Origin of the sequence: Pectobacterium atrosepticum (assembly GCA_019056595.1) — a bacterium.
Classification (GTDB): Bacteria; Pseudomonadota; Gammaproteobacteria; order Enterobacterales; family Enterobacteriaceae; genus Pectobacterium; species Pectobacterium atrosepticum.
The window spans coordinates 326,608-346,247 of sequence record CP036163.1; the positions used below are offsets into that span (position 1 = coordinate 326,608).

The 19,640-nt window shown below is 49.6% G+C and carries 17 protein-coding genes, 1 tRNA gene, 1 other RNA gene and 1 riboswitch; of the genes, 9 read left to right on the forward strand and 10 right to left on the reverse strand.

The window, feature by feature from the left end:
• Window positions 1–37: 37 nt before the first annotated feature.
• Window positions 38–310 (forward strand): DUF1315 family protein, encoded by a 273-nt coding sequence (locus DCX48_02115; GenBank protein QXE13408.1) that lies wholly within the window; start codon window positions 38–40, stop codon window positions 308–310.
• Window positions 311–393: 83 nt separating this feature from the next.
• Here the strand turns inward: DCX48_02115 and pncA are convergent, their stop codons facing one another.
• The 3 genes from pncA to sppA form a co-directional block, all read right to left on the reverse strand.
• Window positions 394–1,041 carry a bifunctional nicotinamidase/pyrazinamidase gene (gene pncA / locus DCX48_02120; protein ID QXE13409.1) on the reverse strand — a complete coding sequence of 216 codons (648 nt, stop codon included), beginning with the start codon at window positions 1,039–1,041 and terminating at the stop codon, window positions 394–396.
• A gap of 19 nt (window positions 1,042–1,060) precedes the next feature.
• A complete protein-coding gene (locus tag DCX48_02125; protein QXE13410.1) occupies window positions 1,061–2,080 on the reverse strand; it encodes an L-asparaginase 1 in 1,020 nt (339 codons plus the stop codon).
• A 450-nt stretch (window positions 2,081–2,530) separates the two neighbouring features.
• Window positions 2,531–4,381: a signal peptide peptidase SppA gene (sppA, locus tag DCX48_02130; protein ID QXE13411.1), complete on the reverse strand. Its 1,851-nt coding sequence runs from the start codon at window positions 4,379–4,381 to the stop codon at window positions 2,531–2,533.
• A gap of 268 nt (window positions 4,382–4,649) precedes the next feature.
• On the opposite strand from sppA, the gene DCX48_02135 reads away from it, so the two are divergent.
• The 3 genes from DCX48_02135 to DCX48_02145 all read left to right on the forward strand — a co-directional run bounded on the left by DCX48_02135 (window position 4,650) and on the right by DCX48_02145 (window position 7,510).
• A complete protein-coding gene (locus DCX48_02135) occupies window positions 4,650–5,201 on the forward strand; it encodes an NAD(P)H nitroreductase (GenBank protein ID QXE13412.1) in 552 nt (183 codons plus the stop codon).
• Between the two features lie 96 nt (window positions 5,202–5,297).
• Window positions 5,298–7,223 carry a DNA topoisomerase III gene (locus DCX48_02140; GenBank protein ID QXE13413.1) on the forward strand — a complete coding sequence of 642 codons (1,926 nt, stop codon included), beginning with the start codon at window positions 5,298–5,300 and terminating at the stop codon, window positions 7,221–7,223.
• Window positions 7,220–7,510 carry a DUF1496 domain-containing protein gene (locus DCX48_02145; GenBank protein ID QXE13414.1) on the forward strand — a complete coding sequence of 97 codons (291 nt, stop codon included), beginning with the start codon at window positions 7,220–7,222 and terminating at the stop codon, window positions 7,508–7,510. The genes DCX48_02140 and DCX48_02145 overlap by 4 nt, the downstream gene beginning before the upstream one ends.
• 101 nt (window positions 7,511–7,611) lie before the next feature.
• Here the strand turns inward: DCX48_02145 and DCX48_02150 are convergent, their stop codons facing one another.
• Window positions 7,612–8,418 carry an exodeoxyribonuclease III gene (locus tag DCX48_02150; protein QXE13415.1) on the reverse strand — a complete coding sequence of 269 codons (807 nt, stop codon included), beginning with the start codon at window positions 8,416–8,418 and terminating at the stop codon, window positions 7,612–7,614.
• Window positions 8,419–8,745: 327 nt separating this feature from the next.
• Window positions 8,746–8,841, forward strand: a riboswitch (glycine riboswitch).
• Between the two features lie 21 nt (window positions 8,842–8,862).
• Between DCX48_02150 and DCX48_02155 the strand changes: the two genes are divergently transcribed.
• Window positions 8,863–9,489 carry a trimeric intracellular cation channel family protein gene (locus DCX48_02155; GenBank protein QXE13416.1) on the forward strand — a complete coding sequence of 209 codons (627 nt, stop codon included), beginning with the start codon at window positions 8,863–8,865 and terminating at the stop codon, window positions 9,487–9,489.
• 47 nt (window positions 9,490–9,536) lie between these two features.
• Here the strand turns inward: DCX48_02155 and DCX48_02160 are convergent.
• The 4 genes from DCX48_02160 to DCX48_02175 form a co-directional block, all read right to left on the reverse strand.
• A non-coding RNA gene (locus tag DCX48_02160) (RtT sRNA) lies at window positions 9,537–9,666 on the reverse strand.
• A 43-nt stretch (window positions 9,667–9,709) separates the two neighbouring features.
• A tRNA-Tyr gene (locus DCX48_02165) sits at window positions 9,710–9,794 on the reverse strand.
• 154 nt (window positions 9,795–9,948) lie between these two features.
• Entirely contained in the window at window positions 9,949–10,797 is an 849-nt protein-coding gene (gene purU, locus DCX48_02170; GenBank protein QXE13417.1) for a formyltetrahydrofolate deformylase, read from the reverse strand.
• A gap of 83 nt (window positions 10,798–10,880) precedes the next feature.
• The gene (locus DCX48_02175) at window positions 10,881–11,348 is read right to left on the reverse strand and encodes a YchJ family protein (protein ID QXE13418.1); all 468 of its coding nucleotides are present in this window, start codon (window positions 11,346–11,348) and stop codon (window positions 10,881–10,883) included.
• A gap of 132 nt (window positions 11,349–11,480) precedes the next feature.
• Between DCX48_02175 and rssA the strand changes: the two genes are divergently transcribed.
• The 3 genes from rssA (at window position 11,481) to galU (ending at window position 14,674) form a co-directional block, all read left to right on the forward strand.
• Window positions 11,481–12,386, forward strand: coding sequence for a patatin-like phospholipase RssA (rssA, locus tag DCX48_02180; protein ID QXE13419.1), 906 nt, complete (start codon window positions 11,481–11,483; stop codon window positions 12,384–12,386).
• 153 nt (window positions 12,387–12,539) lie between these two features.
• Window positions 12,540–13,556 (forward strand): two-component system response regulator RssB, encoded by a 1,017-nt coding sequence (gene rssB / locus DCX48_02185; GenBank protein ID QXE13420.1) that lies wholly within the window; start codon window positions 12,540–12,542, stop codon window positions 13,554–13,556.
• A gap of 206 nt (window positions 13,557–13,762) precedes the next feature.
• A complete protein-coding gene (gene galU / locus DCX48_02190; protein ID QXE13421.1) occupies window positions 13,763–14,674 on the forward strand; it encodes a UTP--glucose-1-phosphate uridylyltransferase GalU in 912 nt (303 codons plus the stop codon).
• 148 nt (window positions 14,675–14,822) lie between these two features.
• Here the strand turns inward: galU and DCX48_02195 are convergent, their stop codons facing one another.
• Entirely contained in the window at window positions 14,823–15,230 is a 408-nt protein-coding gene (locus DCX48_02195) for a DNA-binding transcriptional regulator H-NS (protein QXE13422.1), read from the reverse strand.
• Window positions 15,231–15,621: 391 nt separating this feature from the next.
• On the opposite strand from DCX48_02195, the gene DCX48_02200 reads away from it, so the two are divergent.
• Window positions 15,622–16,218, forward strand: coding sequence for a thymidine kinase (locus DCX48_02200; GenBank protein ID QXE13423.1), 597 nt, complete (start codon window positions 15,622–15,624; stop codon window positions 16,216–16,218).
• Window positions 16,219–16,352: 134 nt separating this feature from the next.
• On the opposite strand, the gene adhE is transcribed toward DCX48_02200, so the two are convergent.
• Window positions 16,353–19,028, reverse strand: coding sequence for a bifunctional acetaldehyde-CoA/alcohol dehydrogenase (gene adhE, locus DCX48_02205; protein ID QXE13424.1), 2,676 nt, complete (start codon window positions 19,026–19,028; stop codon window positions 16,353–16,355).
• Window positions 19,029–19,640: the final 612 nt, after the last annotated feature.

Genomic DNA, 19,640 nt, shown 5'->3' on the forward strand with positions numbered 1-19,640 from the left:
AATAATAAACTGATCTTTCTCGGAGCAGAAACCGGATATGGAACTCAATGATCTGATCGACGTCATGACGCCAGAAATTTATCAACGGCTAGTCACGGCGGTAGAGTTGGGCAAATGGCCAGACGGTGTCGCGTTGACGGCTGAACAGAAAGAAAACTGCCTGCAAATGGTGATGATGTGGCAAGCTCGCCATAACGAACAGGCTGAGCACATGACGATTGGTACTGATGGCGAAATCGTGATGAAGAGCAAGCAGGAGCTGAAACGCCAGTTTAACGGTTCTGATGCGATTGTTACGCTTAAACCCTAGTTACTCTTGGCTTTAGAAACGCAACGCGTAACGTGTAAGCAGGCAGCCTTATCGGCTGCCGCTATGTTCGGTTGTGAGTGACGTTAGCGAACAGACGACAGTGTGGTAAGAAACTGCGTCATATCCGTAAGCGTTGCGCCACGCTGCACCATTTCCTGTAATGCGGATTCACTGTCGTCGGGCGAAAGATTAACGCCACGACAGCCATCCACCAATACTTCGGTGTGATAGCCCAGAGCAATAGCATCCAATACACTGAATTTTATGCAATAATCTGTCGCCAGCCCCAGAATGGTCAAATGGGTGATTTGATTGGCGCGTAGCCACGCATCCAATTCGGTTTTAACTCGATGCCCGTTATCGAAAAAAGCGCTATAGCTGTCGATCTCCGGCTGGGTTCCTTTTTGTACGATCCACTGAATGGCCGACTGATTCAGTGCTGGATGAAAATCAGCTCCGGTTGTTCCCTGCACGCAGTGAACAGGCCACCAGATCTGCGGCCATCCGTTTAGCTCGCCGATTTCTCCGACCTTGGTATTCGCATTCACGGCAAAGCTGCCGTGGTTCGTCGGGTGCCAATCCTGACTGGCAATCACCGCGACGCCAGCGGCCAGGCAGGCATCAATAGCACGGTTGGCAACCTCAATGACGCGGTCGCCTTCGTTAACGGCTAAGGCACCTTCGGGACAAAAATCATTTTGTAAATCAACTAATAGCAATGCTTTTTTCATTATCTACTCCGTGATTAACTCAATCTTTATCGCTCAATTCCCCATGCAGGTTCTGCTGCATCAAATGGCGGATTTCATCGGCGCTTAAATCTTGCTGGCTCAATAAGTAATGCAGTTTGGTCAATGCCGCCTCAACGGTCATGTCAAAGCCACTAATTACCCCAGCATTCGCCAGCGCATTACCTGTTGCATAGCCACCCATATTCACACGCCCGGAAATACACTGAGTCAGGTTGACGACCACAATGCCGCGTGCGGAGGCTTCACGTAACTCGTGCAGCAGCCCGGGGCTTTGCGGCGCGTTGCCAACACCGTAGGATCGCAAGATAAGCGCCTTCACTGGCTGACGGAGGAAATTGCTGATGACATCGGCAGAAATACCGGGGTAAATCGTAATCACCCCAATAGGCTGCGGCGTAATGTGATGCACTTTCAGTGGCGGACAGTTGCTGCATTCCACTGTGGGTGCCAGCCGGCGAATATGGATACCGGCTTCCAGCAGCGGTGGATAGTTGGGGGAAGCAAAGGCATCAAAACCATCCGCATGGGCCTTGGTGGTGCGGTTGCCGCGTAACAGTTTGTTATTGAAGAAGAGTGCGACTTCATTAATCGGATGATTAGCGGCAACGTATAGGGCGTTTAGCAGGTTTGTCTGGCCGTCCGAGCGCAATTCCGCTAGCGGAATTTGTGACCCTGTCACGATGACTGGTTTAGCAAGATTTTCCAGCATAAACGAGAGCGCAGATGCGGTGAACGCCATTGTGTCAGTACCATGCAGGATTACGAAGCCGTCATAATCATCGTAGTGGGCTTGAATATCGTCCGCGATGGATTGCCAATCTGCTGGTGTCATATCAGACGAATCGATCAGTGGGTCATATTCATTAATCGTGAACGAAGGCATCTCTTCGCGGTGGAATTCGGGCATTTTTGCCAGTTGCTGCTGTAAATGACCGGATACCGGCACATAGCCATTGGCAGATCGCTGCATGCCTATGGTGCCGCCCGTATAGGCGACATAAATGGATTTCTTTTGCATGGTGGTGTGAGTCAGGATTAAAAATCAAGTATAGAGGGAAAAACAGCCCAGCAATATCATCATAAGCAATGACTATTACCGGGCTATCCCCGTCATACTTCAAGTTGCTGGTGCGTTGGCTTCGCTTAAATACTCGGCCCATCGTGGGCCTCACCCTAAAGGGCCGCTGCTAGCAGCGTTCAAATCTGCTCCCGGCAGATTTGTCACCCCAGTCACTTACTTGAGTAAGCTCCTGGGGATTAATGAGCCTCATAAATGAGATTCACCCTTCGGGCCAGCGCTAGCGCTGTTCAAATCGGTATAAAACCGATTTGTCGCTCGGTTGCCGCGTTATTCGGCCTTATGGCCTCACCCCTTCAGGGTTAGCGCAAGCGCTGTTCAAAAACGGCTTGCCGTTTTTGTCCTGCAACTCGAATTATTTAGGGTACATATGAACAGCCGATATAAATCTTACCGGACTTCTCCGCAGGTGAGACAAAATGCGTATCGGTTCTGCGGGTCGTTCAGGTTATTCATGATGGACGGCTGTGAACGCACAACTTCCGCCAACTGTGCGACCGGAGCTGGCAGCATAGACTGAACAGCAACGGGCAGCAGGGCGTAAACAGACGCGTTCACCTGATTCAACATTGTGTCGAGCAGACCCGGTTGTTCGGCATACCAGTTCAATTGATATTGTCCCAGTTTTGCCAGTTCAGCGGCCTTCTTCACGGCATCATCAAAATCACCGATCTGATCGACCAGACCATTTTCTTTCGCGTCGCTACCGACCCAGACGTGTCCTTGTGCGATCTCATTGATTTGCTCTGGCGTTTTCTTACGTGCCTGAGCCACGATATCGATGAAGTTCTTATAACCGCGTTCGATACTCAACTGCATCATCTGCGAGAATTCAGGTGGCAGCGATTTCGTGATCGACAGATCGGCCAGCGGGGAGGTTGCAACGCCATCCGTGTGGACGCCAAGGCTTTCCAGCGAATCTTCGAACGTGGTAATCACGCCAAAAATACCGATAGAGCCTGTTAACGTACTGGCGCTGGAGATGATTGCGTTCGCCGGCGTTGAGATCCAGTAGCCGCCTGATGCCGCCATGCCGCCCATGGATACCACGATCGGTTTACCCGCCATACGGAGCGACATCAGTTCTGAGCGAATCAGTTCCGATGCCGTGACGCTACCGCCAGGGCTATTGACGCGCAGTACCAGCGCTTTGACTTTAGGATCGAGGCGCGCGGCACGAATTTGTGCAGCTGTGGTATCACCACCGACCATTCCCGGCGTTTCCGGTCCGTCAATGATTGCACCATTGGCAAAGACAACCGCTATCTGGTTGTTATTTTGTACCGGCGGTTTGACGACATAGTCGTAGATGCTGATGGAATTAAAGTTGTTCTTCTGGTTATTCCAGCCGAACGTTTTCACCAGCGATTGTTCGGTCACGGAACGTGATGCCACTTCATCGACCAGCTTGTTATCCAGCGCATAGCGTGCGGTGTCACCCTGAACGGCCTGCAAACCCGCAATAATGCTGGTTGCACCAGGGAAGAGCTGCTGAGGCGTAATCTGACGATTAGCGGAAACCGTATTTAAATACTGCTGCCACAGAGCGTTGATCCAGCGGCCATCGGCATCGCGAGCAGCAGGTGACATGTCATCACGCAGATACGGCTCAACGGCTGATTTGTACGTTCCCACTCGGAAGATATTGGTGGTCACTTTCAGCTTGTCGAGCATGGATTTGAAGTAGAGGTTGTTGGTCGCAAAACCGTGCAGATCAACACTGCCTTGTGGCGTCAATGACACCGTATTGGCAAAACTGGCCAAATAGTATTGAGACTGGTTGTAGCTGTCACCAACGGCATAAATGGGTTTACCACTATCGCGAAATTCGCGCAGCGCCTTGCCAATATATTGCAGAGACGGCTGATCGGCACCGGTAAAATCGCTGAGGTCCAGTACCATTCCGGTAATATTGTCGTCGCCTTTTGCCTGACGAATGCTGTCGACGATATCAAACAGTGAGTTTTCCTGACGGCGGTTGCTCGATGCGCCAAAGAATTCACGCCCTAATTGACGCAGCTTATTATTGACGGTTGGTTGATCAACCACCACGCCCGTCAGATCGACCAGCAGAGCTCCCTTCGTGGCCGCTTCCGGCGTCGTTTTTACCTGTGAGTAGATCCCAACGCCAGCTAAAATCAGCGCGATAAGGAAAATATTGAGAATAAATTCTCTGATAAAATTAAGCAGACGCCATGTCCACTTAAAAAAGCCGCTAAAAATTCGCCACAATGTGCGCATGATATCTCCATGAACGGGTAAACAGCGTGTGCCCTACGTCCTTCAACTCGCCCTCTGGCAAGTGGTGAAGCACAAGGAGTGATAGTATCCTAATGAGCAGACAGTAAAAAGTCAGCATTAAATCACCGTGGCAGCGCACCCTTTCGGGGTTATCTTGTAACAAAACTTCTACTTGTGCTAACGTGGCGCGCAACGTTGTCGTACCGCTGTTTCTTCCTGAGAAATCGGTTGTACCGCAGAAATTATATTGCCAGACAGGAGATGTGCGATGGATGCTCTTGAGTTGCTATTGAATCGTCGTTCGGCCTCGCGCCTGACCACGCCAGCACCGACGGGTGACGCATTGAATAACATTATCCACGCCGGTATGCGTGCGCCGGATCATGGTGCGATGCAGCCGTGGCGCTTTTTTATGATCGAAAATAATGGTCTGGATCGTTTTAGTACATTACTGACTCGTGCTGCGCAGCACGAGGGGCTGGACGAAGCTGGCATCGATAAAGCACGTCAGGCTCCTTATCGTGCCCCGCTGATTATCACCGTTGTCGCGCATTGTGAAGATAGCCCGAAAGTCCCGCTCTGGGAGCAAATTGTCTCCGCCGGTTGTGCGGTTCAGGCGATGCAGATGGCGGCATTGGCACAAGGCTTTAATGGCATCTGGCGTAGCGGTGCCTGGACGCACAATACGCTGGTCCGTGAGGCGTTTAACTGTCGCGAACAGGATGAAATTGTCGGTTTCCTTTATCTGGGGACACCACAGCTGAAAGCATCGACCACGGTCACGCCGCTTGATACCGACGCGTTTGTTCACTACTTCTGATCGTCGTCTTTTGAATAATATCGATTTCCCACTCGTTTTACAGCGTGCTTTCCCGCGAGTTACGCGGGAAATGCCCAGTCTGCTTGATGGTGAATAATGCGACTTTTTATTGCCGAAAAGCCTAGCCTTGCGCGGGCGATTGCAGACGTGTTACCCAAACCGCATCGACGCGGCGATGGTTTTATTGCCTGTGGCCAGAATGATGTTGTGACGTGGTGCGTGGGGCACCTGCTGGAGCAGGCGCAACCGGATGTTTATGATGCGCGCTACGCACGGTGGTCTCTCGCCGACTTACCGATCATTCCTCAGAAATGGCTGTTGCAACCGCGCCCCTCGGTCAGCAAGCAGTTGAGCGCCATAAAAAAACTCCTGAATGATGCCAGCGAAGTGATTCACGCGGGAGACCCCGATCGTGAAGGGCAACTGCTGGTTGATGAAGTACTGGACTATCTTTCCCTACCGGAAGAGAAGCGTCAGCAGGTACGTCGTTGTCTGATCAACGATCTCAATCCACAGGCGGTAGAGCGCGCCGTTTCTCGCTTGCGTGAGAACAGAGAGTTCATTCCCTTGTGCGTTTCGGCATTGGCGCGTTCCCGTGCTGATTGGCTCTACGGCATTAACATGACCCGTGTCTATACGATATTGGGGCGCAATGCCGGTTATGATGGCGTGCTGTCGGTTGGCCGCGTGCAAACGCCAGTGCTGGGGCTGGTGGTGCGGCGAGACGAAGAAATAGAAAACTTCGTTTCCAAAGATTACTTTGAAGTTAAAGCCCATATCGTGACCCCGGCCGATGAACGCTTTGTCGCTATCTGGCAGCCCAGCGAATCCTGCGAGCCTTATCAGGATGAAGAAGGGCGCCTACTGCACCGTTCTCTGGCGGATCACGTCGTTAAACGCATCGACGGTCAGCCCGCGTTCGTCACCAGCTATAATGATAAGCGGGAATCGGAAACCGCACCGCTACCTTATTCGCTCTCGACGCTTCAGATTGAAGCTGCGAAGCGTTTCGGGCTCAGCGCACAGCAGGTACTGGACGTGTGTCAGAAGCTGTATGAAACCCATAAGCTGATTACGTACCCACGTTCTGACAGTCGCTATCTGCCAGAAGAACATTTTACCGGACGTCATGCCGTCTTGAATGCGATAGCCGTACACCAACCTGACCTCTTGCCACAGCCGGTTATGGATATCGATCGGCGCAACCGCTGCTGGGACGATGGTAAGGTTGACGCTCACCACGCGATTATTCCTACTGCTCGCAGTGCCAGTGCCTCGCTGACTGAGAATGAACGCAAGGTGTATGGTTTAGTCGCGCGGCAGTACATCATGCAGTTCTGCCCGGACGCCGTGTTTCGCAAATGTGTTATTGAATTGGATATTGCGGGCGGTAAATTTATTGCCAAAGCACGATTCCTGGCCGAGGCCGGTTGGCGAACGTTGCTAGGCGGCAAAGAGCGAGACGAAGAAAACGAAGGCATGCCGTTGCCCGTGGTGGCAAAGGGTGATGAATTATTGTGTGAACGCGGTGAGGTGGTTGAGCGTCAAACTCAGCCGCCGCGACCTTTTACCGATGCGACGCTGTTATCGGCGATGACGGGTATCGCACGTTTTGTGCAGGATAAAGAGTTAAAGAAAATCCTGCGGGCGACCGATGGTTTAGGCACAGAGGCGACGCGTGCAGGTATCATCGAGCTCTTGTTTAAGCGGACATTTCTGTTTAAAAAAGCGCGCTATATTCACGCGAGTGAAGCGGGGCGAGCATTAATTCACTCGCTGCCTGCTAGCGCGGCGCATCCTGATATGACCGCACATTGGGAAGCCACGTTGACGCAGATCAGCGAGAAGAAATGCCGCTATCAGGATTTTATGCAACCGCTGACGAACTCCTTACAGGAGCTGATTCAACAAGCGAAACAAAACGGTGCAGTGAGAGCATTCAAAGGGCTTTCTGCACCGCCGTCGGGTGCCTCAAAGCGGCGTAAGCCTCAGACTAAAAAAGCGAAGGAACAGGATCAATGAAATCGTTAGTGTCGTTGTGTTTCTCCAGTGTGATGCTGGTGCTGCCCACGCTGGCGCAGGCTAATCGCGGCGGAACGGATATTGTCGTTCCCGTTCCACCGGAAGTATGGGGAGCAGGGACGACGGTACGCGAGCAAAGCAATAACTGCCTGCGCTGCTGCGTGTATGAAAACCGTAATTATTCTGAAGGCGCGGTGGTAAAGGTTGACGGGGTGATTCTCCAATGCGTGCGGGACAAGCAAACGCTGGGAACGAACAACCTGATATGGCAATTGATTAAGCAGTAACCGTAAATTAAGAAAATATTATATTCGGCACGACTGTTGATGTTAATCACCGCTGTAGCTTTGATGCCCAGCGGTGGTGTCATTTTTACCACCCACTCTTTTTAAAGCGTAAATTCCGCCCAGATCGGCGCATGGTCGGAAGGTTTTTCCATTCCACGAATATCGTAATCAATCCCGGTGGCGACACAGCGTTCGGCCAGGAAGGTACTGGCGAGAATGAGATCGATGCGCAAACCGCGGTTGTCATCAAATCCAGAAGAGCGATAGTCGAACCACGAGAAACGATCGTTACTTTCTGGATTGGCTGCACGGAAGGTGTCGATGAGCCCCCAACCTTGCAAACGCGCCATCCACTCACGCTCTTCCGGTAGGAAAGAACATTTACCGGTGCGTAGCCAGCGCTTGCGGCTTTCTTCGCCGATACCGATATCCAAGTCGGTAGCGCTGATATTGACATCACCCATCACAATCAGCGGCTGTGTCGCGCTGTGGTGCTGTTCCAGATAGGTTTGTAGATCCTGATAGAAGCGCGTCTTGGCGGGGAATTTCACCGGATGGTCGCGGCTTTCTCCTTGCGGAAAATACCCGTTTACTACTGTAAGCGTACCGTGCTCGGTGGCGAAGTCCGCCATGATGATCCGACGTTGCGCATCCTCTTCATCTGTTGGGAAACCGCGACGGACTGCAAGGGGTTTCTCTTTACATAGCAGCGCGACGCCGTAGTGACCCTTCTGTCCGTGATAATAAACGTGGTAGCCGTACTGGCTGACATCCTCTAACGGAAACATGTCATCGTGGACTTTCGTTTCCTGCAACCCAATTACATCCGGCTGGTGTTGTTCGATAATGGCGGCCAACTGATGAGGGCGCGCCCGCAGGCCATTGATATTAAAAGATACAACTTTCATGTTCGCTGCCATTCGCTAAAAAATGTGACCAGATGGTAGCAGAAAATGGCGCGTGGCGTCACGGCGAGGCTGCGCTTTCGGATTGAGTTGATAGGCTTATTGCTATGGCTTTAGTGACGGGTGAGGCAGATGAAAATCGTTGAAAATAAGATTCACTTATATTCAGTTGAACACGAGGCTTATCGACCGTTATACTCCGCACCTCGCAGGAGAGAGGGCGTGTACTTCAGCATACTTCAAGCTACATGTACGTTGGCATAAAGTATAACGCTCCGCCGAAGGCGCAAACTCCCATAATCGCTCAGGCTACCCTAACTGCGAATTCCATTGAAGCCAACTGGAGAGAGGTTGCGATGCAACCCACCGAAGGGGCAAGCAGCTCTGCTGCGTAAACTCTCAGGTAAAGCGGACAGAGGGAGTGGCACATTTCACAGGATAACTTGTGTGCTGACTTACATCTATCTGATCGCAATTACAGCCGAAGGGATGTCCGGGGCGCTAGCCGCCGGGCGTCGTAATATGGATATTTTTGGCGTAGGCATGATTGCCTTTATCACCGCGCTTGGCGGTGGTACCGTTCGCGATATTCTTCTCGGTAATTACCCCATCGGCTGGACGCAGCATCCCGGCTATACCTACCTCACCATTGGTGCAGGTCTTTTCACGATTATCATTGCGCGTTTTATGCACCATTTGCATCGTCTCTTTCTGGTACTGGATGCGATGGGGCTAATTGCTTTTACCATTATTGGGTGCAATGTGGCGCTGAAGCTGAATTATTCGATGACAGTAGTTGTCATGGCGGGGATTGTGACCGGGATTTTCGGTGGCATATTACGTGATATTTTCTGTAACCGTACGCCAATGGTGTTGAAGAAAGAGCTGTATGCCAGCGTCTCGCTTCTCGTCGCACTTTTATATCTGGGTCTGAAATCGCTTAATATCAATCACGATATTAACCTGCTGGCGTCATTCACTATCGGTCTGGCTGTGCGATTGGCAGCAATTCGCTGGTCATGGCAGCTTCCCGTGTTCTCTTATGTTCCTGGACGCTGGAAAGGGAAGGCGTAAGGGTAACTTTTCCCCATCCATAATATTGTGCTGATTAGTGGTGCAAGTGGTGGTGGGGGAAGGATAATTCGGCGCTTCGCACCTCACGCTGCGGGTCAACGCTAAGCGTTGCTCAAAACCGTACCGGTTTTGTCGAACCTTGGTCGAAGGTTCTCACCTTCCCCTGATGGGAATTTGATGCTTTGGTGTTGGGATGTAGTTCAGAAGTGTTGCTTTGAAATGGTGGTGGGGGAAGGATTCGAACCTTCGAAGTCTGTGACGGCAGATTTACAGTCTGCTCCCTTTGGCCGCTCGGGAACCCCACCACTGGCCTTGCTGCAAGAAGCTTTCACTTCAAGCGGGGCGCATCATATCAAATGACACGCCCCTGTAAAGCGGTATATATCAAAAATAAATGTGCCTGCCGTTTTTTTATTCCGTTCGGCGCATCCTTATACAAAAAGATGTCCGATCAACCAATTACAGAATAATGGTACGGTTCCCGTAGACAAAAACACGCTGTGCCAGCACGCGATACAGCGCCCGGCTTAGGACATTTTTCTCAACGTCGCGGCCTGCACGCATCATGTCGTCACCCGAGTACGTATGGTCGACGTGAATGACGTCCTGCATGATGATTGGGCCTTCATCCAGATTATCGTTGACGTAGTGGGCTGTCGCGCCAATGATTTTCACTCCACGCTCATATGCCTGATGGTACGGGCGGGCACCGATAAAGGCGGGTAAGAATGAATGGTGGATGTTGATCACTTGGTTTGGATAGTGCTGAACAAACGCCGGAGTCAGAACTCGCATGTATTTCGCCAGCACGACGTAATCAGGTTTGTATTGATCGATCTGCGCGATCATCTGTTGATCGTGCTCTTCGCGAGTCAGCCCTTCATGGCTAACCAAATGGAAAGGAATATCAAACCGCTCGACCAGCGTCTGTAACGTATCGTGGTTGCCGATGACGGCAGAGATTTCGACATCCAGACCGCCATACGCGCTCTTCATCAACAGATCGCCCAGGCAGTGAGCTTCTTTCGTTACCAGAACGACGATGCGACGACGGCCTGCTGCGGTTAATTCGCGAGACGATCCTTCTGGAAGTGCGCTATCTAGATCGGCTAACAGCGTGGTGTCGTTGAAAATCCCTTCCAACTCGGTCCGCATGAAAAAGCGTCCAGTGCGATGATCGACAAACTCATTGTTTTGCACGATGTTCAGTTCGTGCTTATAACAAATATTCGTAATTTTCGCGATGAGCCCTTTTGCGTCGGGGCAAATGGTTCGTAATACTTTTCTTTGTATATTTTGGGATTGCATGAGCGTGTAGATCCTGTCGAAAAACTAGAATAACGATCTTATGGTAACGCAGCGGTAAGGCCGCGTGGGCGACTGCCTGTGTTCTATTGTCCGCAACACTTTTTGTATTTTTTGCCGGAACCACACGGGCAAGGTTCATTTCTGCCTGTCTGCAAATGAACGCCGTCTATATAGTACCAGCGATTATGCTGGCGAAGGAAGCGTGAGCGCTCTCGCATCACTTCTGTGCGCTGGCTGTCGATTTCCGATATATAACGCGCGGCAAATTCCACATAACCTTCATCGGGCATTTTCCCGGGAGATGTTGCCAGTATAGTGAGGCCAAGCCACTGTGAATTCTGGCAGCTTTCAGTGAGAGACTCGCGCCATTTCTCGGGGTGAAGGTCGGGATGCCAGGTAGCGATAAGGTAATCGACATCGTGCTTGACGTAGGCGGTATAGCGCGACCTCATTAATATGGCAGGTTCGGCCGCTGTGGCGGCGTGCGTGAGGTAGGGTTGACAGCATGCGTTATACTGCAACCCACTGCAACAGGGGCAAGATTCAGACACGATGTCTCCTGAAGAAAATTTAAGATAAAAATTGATAGATAATAAACAGATCCCTATGCAGGATGCCGATATGTTACCTAAGAAACTCTACGTGTAGCAATGTGCGCTAAAATGAAGACAGGTGGATCAATCATGCAACGGAAAAAAATTGGAGTAGCCTTGGGGTCCGGGGCCGCGAAAGGATGGGCGCATATTGGTGTATTGAATGCGTTAACTGAAATGGGGATCGAGGTCGATGTTGTAGCCGGTTGTTCTATCGGCGCGTTGGTTGGTGCAGCGTATGCCACAAACAATTTATCCTCAATGGATCGCTGGGTGAGAAGTTTTGGTTACTGGGATGTGATTCGACTGATGGATCTCTCTTGGCAGCGCGGCAGTTTATTGCGTGGTGATCGCGTCTTTAACAGTGTGAAACATTTGTTACATACAACACAGATTGAAGACTGTGATATCAAGTATGGCGTGGTGACGACAAATCTTAGTACTGGTCGTGAACTCTGGCTGACAGAAGGCGATTTACATCAGGCTATGCGAGCGTCTTGCAGTATGCCAGGTCTGCTATCCCCGGTTAGATTTAACGATTACTGGTTGGTGGATGGGGCGGTGGTTAATCCCGTTCCCGTTTCTCTGGCGCGGGCAATGGGAGCTGACATCGTGATTGCGGTTGATCTCCAGCACGACGCGAGTCTTAATCATCAGGATTTGCTATCGATCAAACCGACGGCGTCGGACATTGATGTGGAGAATGTTCCACAAGATTGGCGTAGTAGGATTCGGGAACGTTTACTGCGTGGTCGACGTCATCCAGCAGAAAGTTCGCCAACGGCAATGGAGATAATGAGCACATCGATCCAGATTCTTGAAAATCGATTGAAGATGACGCGGATGGCGGGCGATCCGCCCGACGTACTGCTGCAACCGCATTGTCCCCAGATTGCTACGTTAGATTTTCATCGGGCGCAGGAGGCGATCGATGCGGGCTATAAGGCGGTGGAAAAGATGCGTGATGAATTGTTGCCGCTAGCGAAAGAGGCATAGTGAAGAGCGTATACGTGTAGCTAAGCACACACGTGGTAAAGAAAACATGGTGTGAAGAAGACATACGTGTGAAGAAAATATAGTGTGCCGTCTATCCGGCGCATTGACGCTAAAGCAGATGTGATTATTCGGTGTTTGAAGTAAGGGGTACTGATGGAACAACCACTGGCGGGTAAGCATATTTTAGTCATTGATGACGAGGCCGTTTTTCGATCTGTGCTCGCTGGTTATCTGACTTCTCTTGGCGCTTTAGTTCAGGAGGCGGTTAATGGATTAGATGCGCTAAGTATTCTTGAACATTACCAACCCGATTTAATGATTTGCGATCTGAAGATGCCGACCATGGGAGGCATTGAATTCCTTGAATGTCTGCGCTTGAAGGATAACGACACGCCAATACTTGTCATTTCTGCGACCAGCCAGATGGCGGATATCGCCAAAGTCTTGCGCCTTGGTGTCCAGGATGTATTGCTGAAACCGATTCGTGATTACACACGTTTGCGTGAGGCTGTTATGTCCTGCCTCTATCCCGACATGTTCACCTCACAGTTGAATGAGATGGATCAGCTGATGCAGGATATGGATTCCCTTAATCAATCTCCTGAAGCGGTAACTAAACTGCTCGCTCAGTTGCAACCGCCCGTTCAGCAAACGCTTGCTCGCTGCCGTGTTAACTACCGTCAGTTGACGACCGCCGAACAACCGGGGCTGGTGCTGGATATTGCCGCGCTTTCGGAGACAGAGCTAGCGTTCTATTGCCTGGATGTCACTCAGGGCGTCAATAATAATGGGACGCTGGCGGCGCTACTGCTTCGAACCTTGTTTAACGGGTTACTTCAGGAGCATTTGGCCGATCAGCAACATCGTTTACCGTATCTGCCGACGTTATTAAAGCAGGTAAACCAGCTGCTGCGACAGGCGAGCCTAGACGGTCGTTTTCCTTTGCTTGTGGGATATTACCATCGGCAATTAAAACAGCTGATACTGATTTCCGCTGGGTTAAACGCGACGTTGAATGTTAACGAGCAGCAAATAGCATTGAATAGCGGTATCCCTTTAGGAACGCTTGAAGGCGCTTATCTCAACCAGCTAAATTATCAATGCGAAGCGTGGCAGTGTCAGATATGGGGGGGCGGCGGTCGTTTACGGCTCATGTTGGCTACAGAATAATCTTATAGAACGAGGTGGGCGCTGGTTTCGGGTAATACCTCTCTTTCGGTACTATTCTTTATTTCCTACTATGTAGGGAGTTATCTTATTTTTATTGAACGCTAACGTTGGGACAAGCGTGCCCTTGTTAAAGAAGTTATACTCTTCCGGTTATCTTGATTAGATAAATAAAGTTCATTATTTGAACGGTATATAAGAGGCTGTTTATGTCTATTGTGAATAAAAAAGTAAAAAAAGCGGTCATACCGGTTGCTGGATTAGGTACGCGTATGCTGCCTGCCACCAAAGCCATTCCTAAAGAAATGCTGCCGTTGGTAGATAAACCGCTGATCCAATATGTCGTTAATGAGTGTATCGCCGCAGGGATTAATGAAATTATCCTGGTTACGCACTCCTCTAAGAATTCCATCGAAAACCATTTCGATACCAGTTTTGAACTCGAAGCCATACTGGAAAAGCGTGTTAAACGTCAGCTGTTGGAAGAAATTCAATCCATCTGCCCTAAACACGTCACCATTATGCAAGTCCGTCAGGGATTAGCGAAAGGGTTGGGCCATGCCGTATTGTGCGCGCACCCGCTAGTCGGGGATGAGCCAGTCGCGGTTATTCTGCCGGATGTGATTATTGATGAATATGAATCCGATCTGAAGAAAGATAACCTGAGCGAAATGCTACAGCGTTTTTCTACTACAGGTCACAGTCAGATTATGGTTGAGCCGGTTGAGAATGTAAGTAGCTACGGCGTGGTTGATTGCAAAGGCGTGGAATTAAAAGCAGGGGATAGCGCACCTATGGTTGGTGTGGTTGAAAAACCGAAAGCTTCCGAAGCGCCGTCTAATTTAGCTGTTGTTGGCCGTTATGTACTCTCAGCGGATATTTGGTCTCTGCTGGAGAAAACACCACCAGGCGCTGGTAATGAAATTCAGTTAACCGATGCTATTGCGATGCTGATGGAAAAAGAAACAGTAGAAGCGTATCACCTGAAAGGTGTGAGCCATGACTGTGGTAACAAATTAGGCTATATGCAGGCATTTGTGGAATATGGCTTACGTCATGATGGTTTAGGCGAAGAGTTCGCGCAATGGTTGCAGGAAGCGATTGACGCAGAAGAAAAATAACAGGATGTAATAATTGCCCTCTGTTTACAGAAACAGAGGGCAGCCTAAAACGGCGACATATCTGTTTTCTCTTTGCAAGACGCGTTATAAAGAAAAACCCCCGATAGCTAGCTATCGGGGGTTTTCAATATTCAGTACTTATAAACAATTACAGCAGGAAATCATCTAAAGATTTACCTTGCTCTTCGATTGCTTTCTTGATTACTGCTGGAGTACGACCCTGACCAGTCCAGGTTTTAGCTTCACCGTTCTCGTCAATGTATTGATATTTTGCCGGACGGGCAGCGCGTTTGCTTTTACCTGCAACTTTCACTGAACCTAAAGATTGCAATAATTCGTTAGGGTCAATGCCATCTGCAATCAGCATATCGCGATATTGTTGCAATTTACGCGCACGTTCTTCAACTTCAGCCTGAACCTGGCTATCTTCTTCGCGGCGTTCATTAACCACGACTTCCAGTTTTTCCAGCATTTCTTCCAACGTATCGAGGGTACATTCTCTTGCCTGGGCACGCAGAGTACGGATGTTGTTAAGAATCTTTAGTGCTTCGCTCATTGTGATAATCTCAAATTAATATTATTGGTGGCGTGTAGTGTGATAATAGAGTGCTATTTTCCTTTCTGCAATAGTCAAATTTGTAAGTTTGTTAAAAAACATCATTTTTAAAACAGATATCACATCGTATGTTACATAAATATAAATACTTTCCTATTATCAAAAAAATACATTTTGTATGCCGTTTTTCTACCTCAAACGACAGTGAATGGTTTATTGACGCGCGTCGTTGTTATAAGGAATTTTTATATCTTTTATCGTAATGGGCAGCCAGTGGCGGCCGAGTGGACAAGATGTGGTCGGGAATAGCCCATTGCACAGCGTGAAGGCGAGTTGTTACAATAAGTTTTTACGACACGACGATCATATAGCCTGTGTTTGGAGTAGTTAAGTGGCCCAACTTTATTTTTATTATTCTGCAATGAATGCAGGGAAGTCGACGGCACTATTGCAGTCGTCATATAACTACCAGGAACGCGGGATGCGCACGCTGGTGTTCACCGCAGAAATAGATAATCGGCATGGTGTAGGGATAGTCAGTTCACGGATCGGTCTTTCTTCCCCAGCATTATTGTTTAATCGGCAGACATCCTTATTTGAACTGCTGGAGAAAGAGCACCGTACTCAGCCCGTAGATTGTGTATTAATTGACGAATGTCAATTTTTAACCCGCGAGCAGGTGAACGAGCTTTCCGATGTCGTGGACCAATTAGATATCCCGGTATTGTGTTACGGGCTGCGTACTGATTTTCGTGGTGATTTGTTTTCCGGAAGTCACTATTTATTAGCGTGGGCAGATAAGCTGATTGAGTTAAAAACGGTCTGTCATTGCGGCCGTAAAGCCAACTGTGTATTGCGGTTAGATGCTCAGGGTAATGCCGTCCATGAAGGGGAACAGGTCGTTATTGGTGGCAATGAGAGTTATGTTTCCGTGTGTCGTAAACATTATAAAATTGCGCTGGGATTAACCCGTAAGGAAAGCGTGTAAGGCGGTTAAATATCCGGCTGGCGGGATGATTAATAAACGGCGCATTGATGCCTGTGCGTGTAATAAAAATGCCCAACCTTAAAAGGGTTGGGCATTGTAGTGAACTAAACTATAAGGCAGTAACAGCTGACGCGTTAATGTGCGGCTTTCTTGCCGGTTTTGGCGGCTTTTGCTACAGGTTCAACGGTTTCCGTTTTTACCTCTTCAGAGAACTTACGACCATAGTAAGTGTCCAGCAGAATCTGTTTCAATTCAGAAATCAGCGGGTAGCGTGGGTTAGCACCAGTACACTGATCGTCGAACGCATCTTCTGACAGTTTATCGACCTTAGCCAGGAAATCGGCCTCCTGTACGCCCGCTTCACGAATGGACGCTGGGATCCCCAGTTCGGTCTTTATTTCTTCCAGCCAGTTCAGTAATTTCTCGATTTTCTGTGCAGTACGGTCGCTAGGCGCAGTCAAACGTAGGTGGTCGGCTATTTCAGCGTAACGACGACGAGCTTGCGGACGGTCATATTGGCTGAACGTTGTTTGTTTGGTCGGGTTATCGTTCGCGTTATAGCGAATCACGTTCGAGATCAGCATGGCATTAGCCAGACCGTGCGGAATATGGAACTCCGAGCCCAGTTTATGCGCCATTGAGTGACAGACGCCGAGGAAGGCGTTGGCAAACGCGATACCCGCAATCGTCGCGGCGTTGTGCACGCGCTCACGGGCAACCGGGTTTTTCGCACCGTCACGGTAGCTGTCCGGCAGATTTTCCTTCAGCAGTTTCAGCGCTTGTAACGCCTGTCCGTCTGAATATTCATTTGCCAGCACGGAAACATAGGCTTCCAGCGAGTGGGTTACGGCATCGAGCCCACCAAAGGCACACAGCGATTTCGGCATGTTCATCACCAGATTGGCATCAACAATGGCCATATCTGGGGTCAGCGCATAGTCCGCCAACGGATATTTCTGTCCAGTTGCATCGTCGGTCACCACGGCAAATGGCGTGACTTCGGAACCAGTACCGGATGTAGTGGTAATCGCCACCATCTTGGCTTTGACACCCATTTTCGGGAACTTATAGATACGTTTACGGATATCCATAAAGCGCAGCGCCAGCTCTTCGAAGTGTGTAGTAGGGTGCTCATACATCACCCACATGATCTTCGCAGCATCCATCGGAGAACCGCCACCCAGTGCAATAATCACATCGGGCTTGAAGGAGTGCATTTGTTCCGCGCCTTTGCGCACGATGCTCAGTGTCGGGTCAGCTTCAACTTCAAAGAAAACTTCGGTTTCCAGTCCGTGTTGTTTCAGTACGGAAGTTACCTGATCAACGTAGCCATTATTGAACAGGAAGCGGTCAGTCACGATAAATGCGCGTTTTGCACCATCGGATGCGACTTCTTCAAGTGCGATAGGCAGTGAGCCACGACGGAAGTAAATGGATTTAGGAAGTTTATGCCACAACATATTCTCTGCTCGCTTGGCTACCGTTTTTTTGTTGATCAAGTGCTTCGGACCGACGTTTTCGGAGATGGAGTTTCCGCCCCATGAGCCACAGCCCAGTGTCAGAGACGGAGCGAGTTTGAAGTTGTAGAGATCGCCGATACCACCCTGAGAAGCCGGCGTGTTAATCAGGATACGTGCCGTTTTCATCATATTCCCGAAATGATTTACACGCTCTGGCTGATTGTCCTGATCGGTATACAGGCAGGATGTGTGACCGATGCCACCCATTGCCACCAGTTTTTCCGCTTTAATGACGGCGTCATTGAAGTCTTTCGCCCGGTACATCGCCAGCGTCGGAGACAGTTTTTCATGGGCAAACGGTTCGGATTCATCAACGGCCGTCACTTCACCGATCAGCACTTTGGTGTTCGCAGGGACGGTGATACCCGCCATTTCAGCGATCTTTGGTGCTGGCTGGCCCACAATGTCGGCATTCAGTGAGCCGTTTTTCAGCAGAATGCCTTGTACGGCATGAAGTTCTTTGCCTTTCAGCATGTAGCCGCCGTGGGTGGCGAAACGCTCACGTACGGCATCATAGGCGCTGTCTACCACGATGACTGACTGTTCTGACGCACAAATGACGCCGTTATCGAAGGTTTTCGACATCAGGATAGAGGCAACGGCACGCTTAATATCCGCCGTTTCGTCAATAACAACGGGGGTGTTACCTGCACCTACGCCGATCGCCGGTTTACCTGAGCTGTATGCCGCTTTCACCATACCCGGCCCGCCGGTAGCCAGAATCAGGTTGATATCTGGGTGGTGCATCAGTTGGTTGGATAAATCGACGGACGGTTGATCAATCCAGCCGATGATATCTTTCGGGGCGCCAGCGGCAATCGCAGCTTGCAGTACAATGTCTGCGGCTTTATTGGTCGCATTTTTTGCACGTGGATGGGGAGAGAAGATAATCCCGTTACGAGTCTTCAGGCTGATCAGCGCTTTAAAAATCGCGGTAGAAGTGGGGTTGGTGGTGGGAACAATACCGCAAATCAGGCCAATAGGCTCTGCAATGGTAATAGTACCGAAAGTGTCATCAGTAGAGAGGACGCCACAGGTTTTTTCATCCTGATAGGCGTTATAAATGTATTCGGATGCGAAGTGGTTTTTGATGACTTTATCTTCCACGATCCCCATACCGGATTCAGCAACCGCCATTTTTGCCAGCGGGATACGGGCATCCGATGCAGCGAGTGCGGCAGCGCGGAAGATCTTGTCCACTTGTTCCTGAGTGTAAGTGGCAAATTCCTGCTGTGCCTTTTTAACTCTTTCGACCAGTGCGTTAAGTTCAGCAACGTTGGTTACGGCCATAATGCTCTCCTGATAAATGTTAAACTCTTTCAGTCAATTGTTCGCCGGATAGAACAGTATAGATAAACAAGCGGGGTACGTTTCCGCTACCAGGCTATTCTTTCCTATCTATCTCACGTTAATTGACTCAAAGAGCTTGTCAGACGCCGTTATGGCGCGATTGCAGCTTTTTAAAATACTGTAACCGTCGATACCGTAAATTTTTGAAATATTGTTTTGAAAATAAGCCAAAATTAAGAGGATTTACGTGTTCACTACGGTATGGAATGAGCATACCTATTTGTGGGTGCCTTTTTTGTGATCAACATCGAACTTTCTTTAAGCTGACACCATTCAGCAATGTGATATTGATAATCAATATCATTAGGAAGGTAAAGGTAGGGGCTTTTCTACCTAAAATGGAGTGGTAGGGGGGCAGAATTGACGGCGGTGATACAGATAGTTATCGGAATCACTGACGAGTTCGACTTGTTTGTAGAATAGGGTCTATCCGTTCGAGTAAAACGTATTCGTATAAATATTGCTTATATCTTAATCGGGTTAGTTATTTTACGTGCCGTCTATAGCAGAGAAGCAGAACGCTATCGGCGCGTATGGTTAGTAATAAAATTG

Bases quoted from the DNA above. Each gene is read 5' to 3' on its own strand.
- galU (QXE13421.1), top strand. From the start codon at position 13,763: ATGTCTATTGTGAATAAAAAAGTAAAAAAAGCGGTCATACCGGTTGCT.
- DCX48_02145 (QXE13414.1), top strand. From the start codon at position 7,220: ATGAAATCGTTAGTGTCGTTGTGTTTCTCCAGTGTGATGCTGGTGCTG.
- pncA (QXE13409.1), bottom strand. From the start codon at position 1,041: ATGAAAAAAGCATTGCTATTAGTTGATTTACAAAATGATTTTTGTCCC.
- DCX48_02115 (QXE13408.1), top strand. From the start codon at position 38: ATGGAACTCAATGATCTGATCGACGTCATGACGCCAGAAATTTATCAA.
- DCX48_02135 (QXE13412.1), top strand. From the start codon at position 4,650: ATGGATGCTCTTGAGTTGCTATTGAATCGTCGTTCGGCCTCGCGCCTG.
- sppA (QXE13411.1), bottom strand. From the start codon at position 4,381: ATGCGCACATTGTGGCGAATTTTTAGCGGCTTTTTTAAGTGGACATGG.
- DCX48_02150 (QXE13415.1), bottom strand. From the start codon at position 8,418: ATGAAAGTTGTATCTTTTAATATCAATGGCCTGCGGGCGCGCCCTCAT.
- DCX48_02140 (QXE13413.1), top strand. From the start codon at position 5,298: ATGCGACTTTTTATTGCCGAAAAGCCTAGCCTTGCGCGGGCGATTGCA.
- purU (QXE13417.1), bottom strand. From the start codon at position 10,797: ATGCAATCCCAAAATATACAAAGAAAAGTATTACGAACCATTTGCCCC.
- rssB (QXE13420.1), top strand. From the start codon at position 12,540: ATGGAACAACCACTGGCGGGTAAGCATATTTTAGTCATTGATGACGAG.
- rssA (QXE13419.1), top strand. From the start codon at position 11,481: ATGCAACGGAAAAAAATTGGAGTAGCCTTGGGGTCCGGGGCCGCGAAA.
- DCX48_02195 (QXE13422.1), bottom strand. From the start codon at position 15,230: ATGAGCGAAGCACTAAAGATTCTTAACAACATCCGTACTCTGCGTGCC.
- DCX48_02125 (QXE13410.1), bottom strand. From the start codon at position 2,080: ATGCAAAAGAAATCCATTTATGTCGCCTATACGGGCGGCACCATAGGC.
- adhE (QXE13424.1), bottom strand. From the start codon at position 19,028: ATGGCCGTAACCAACGTTGCTGAACTTAACGCACTGGTCGAAAGAGTT.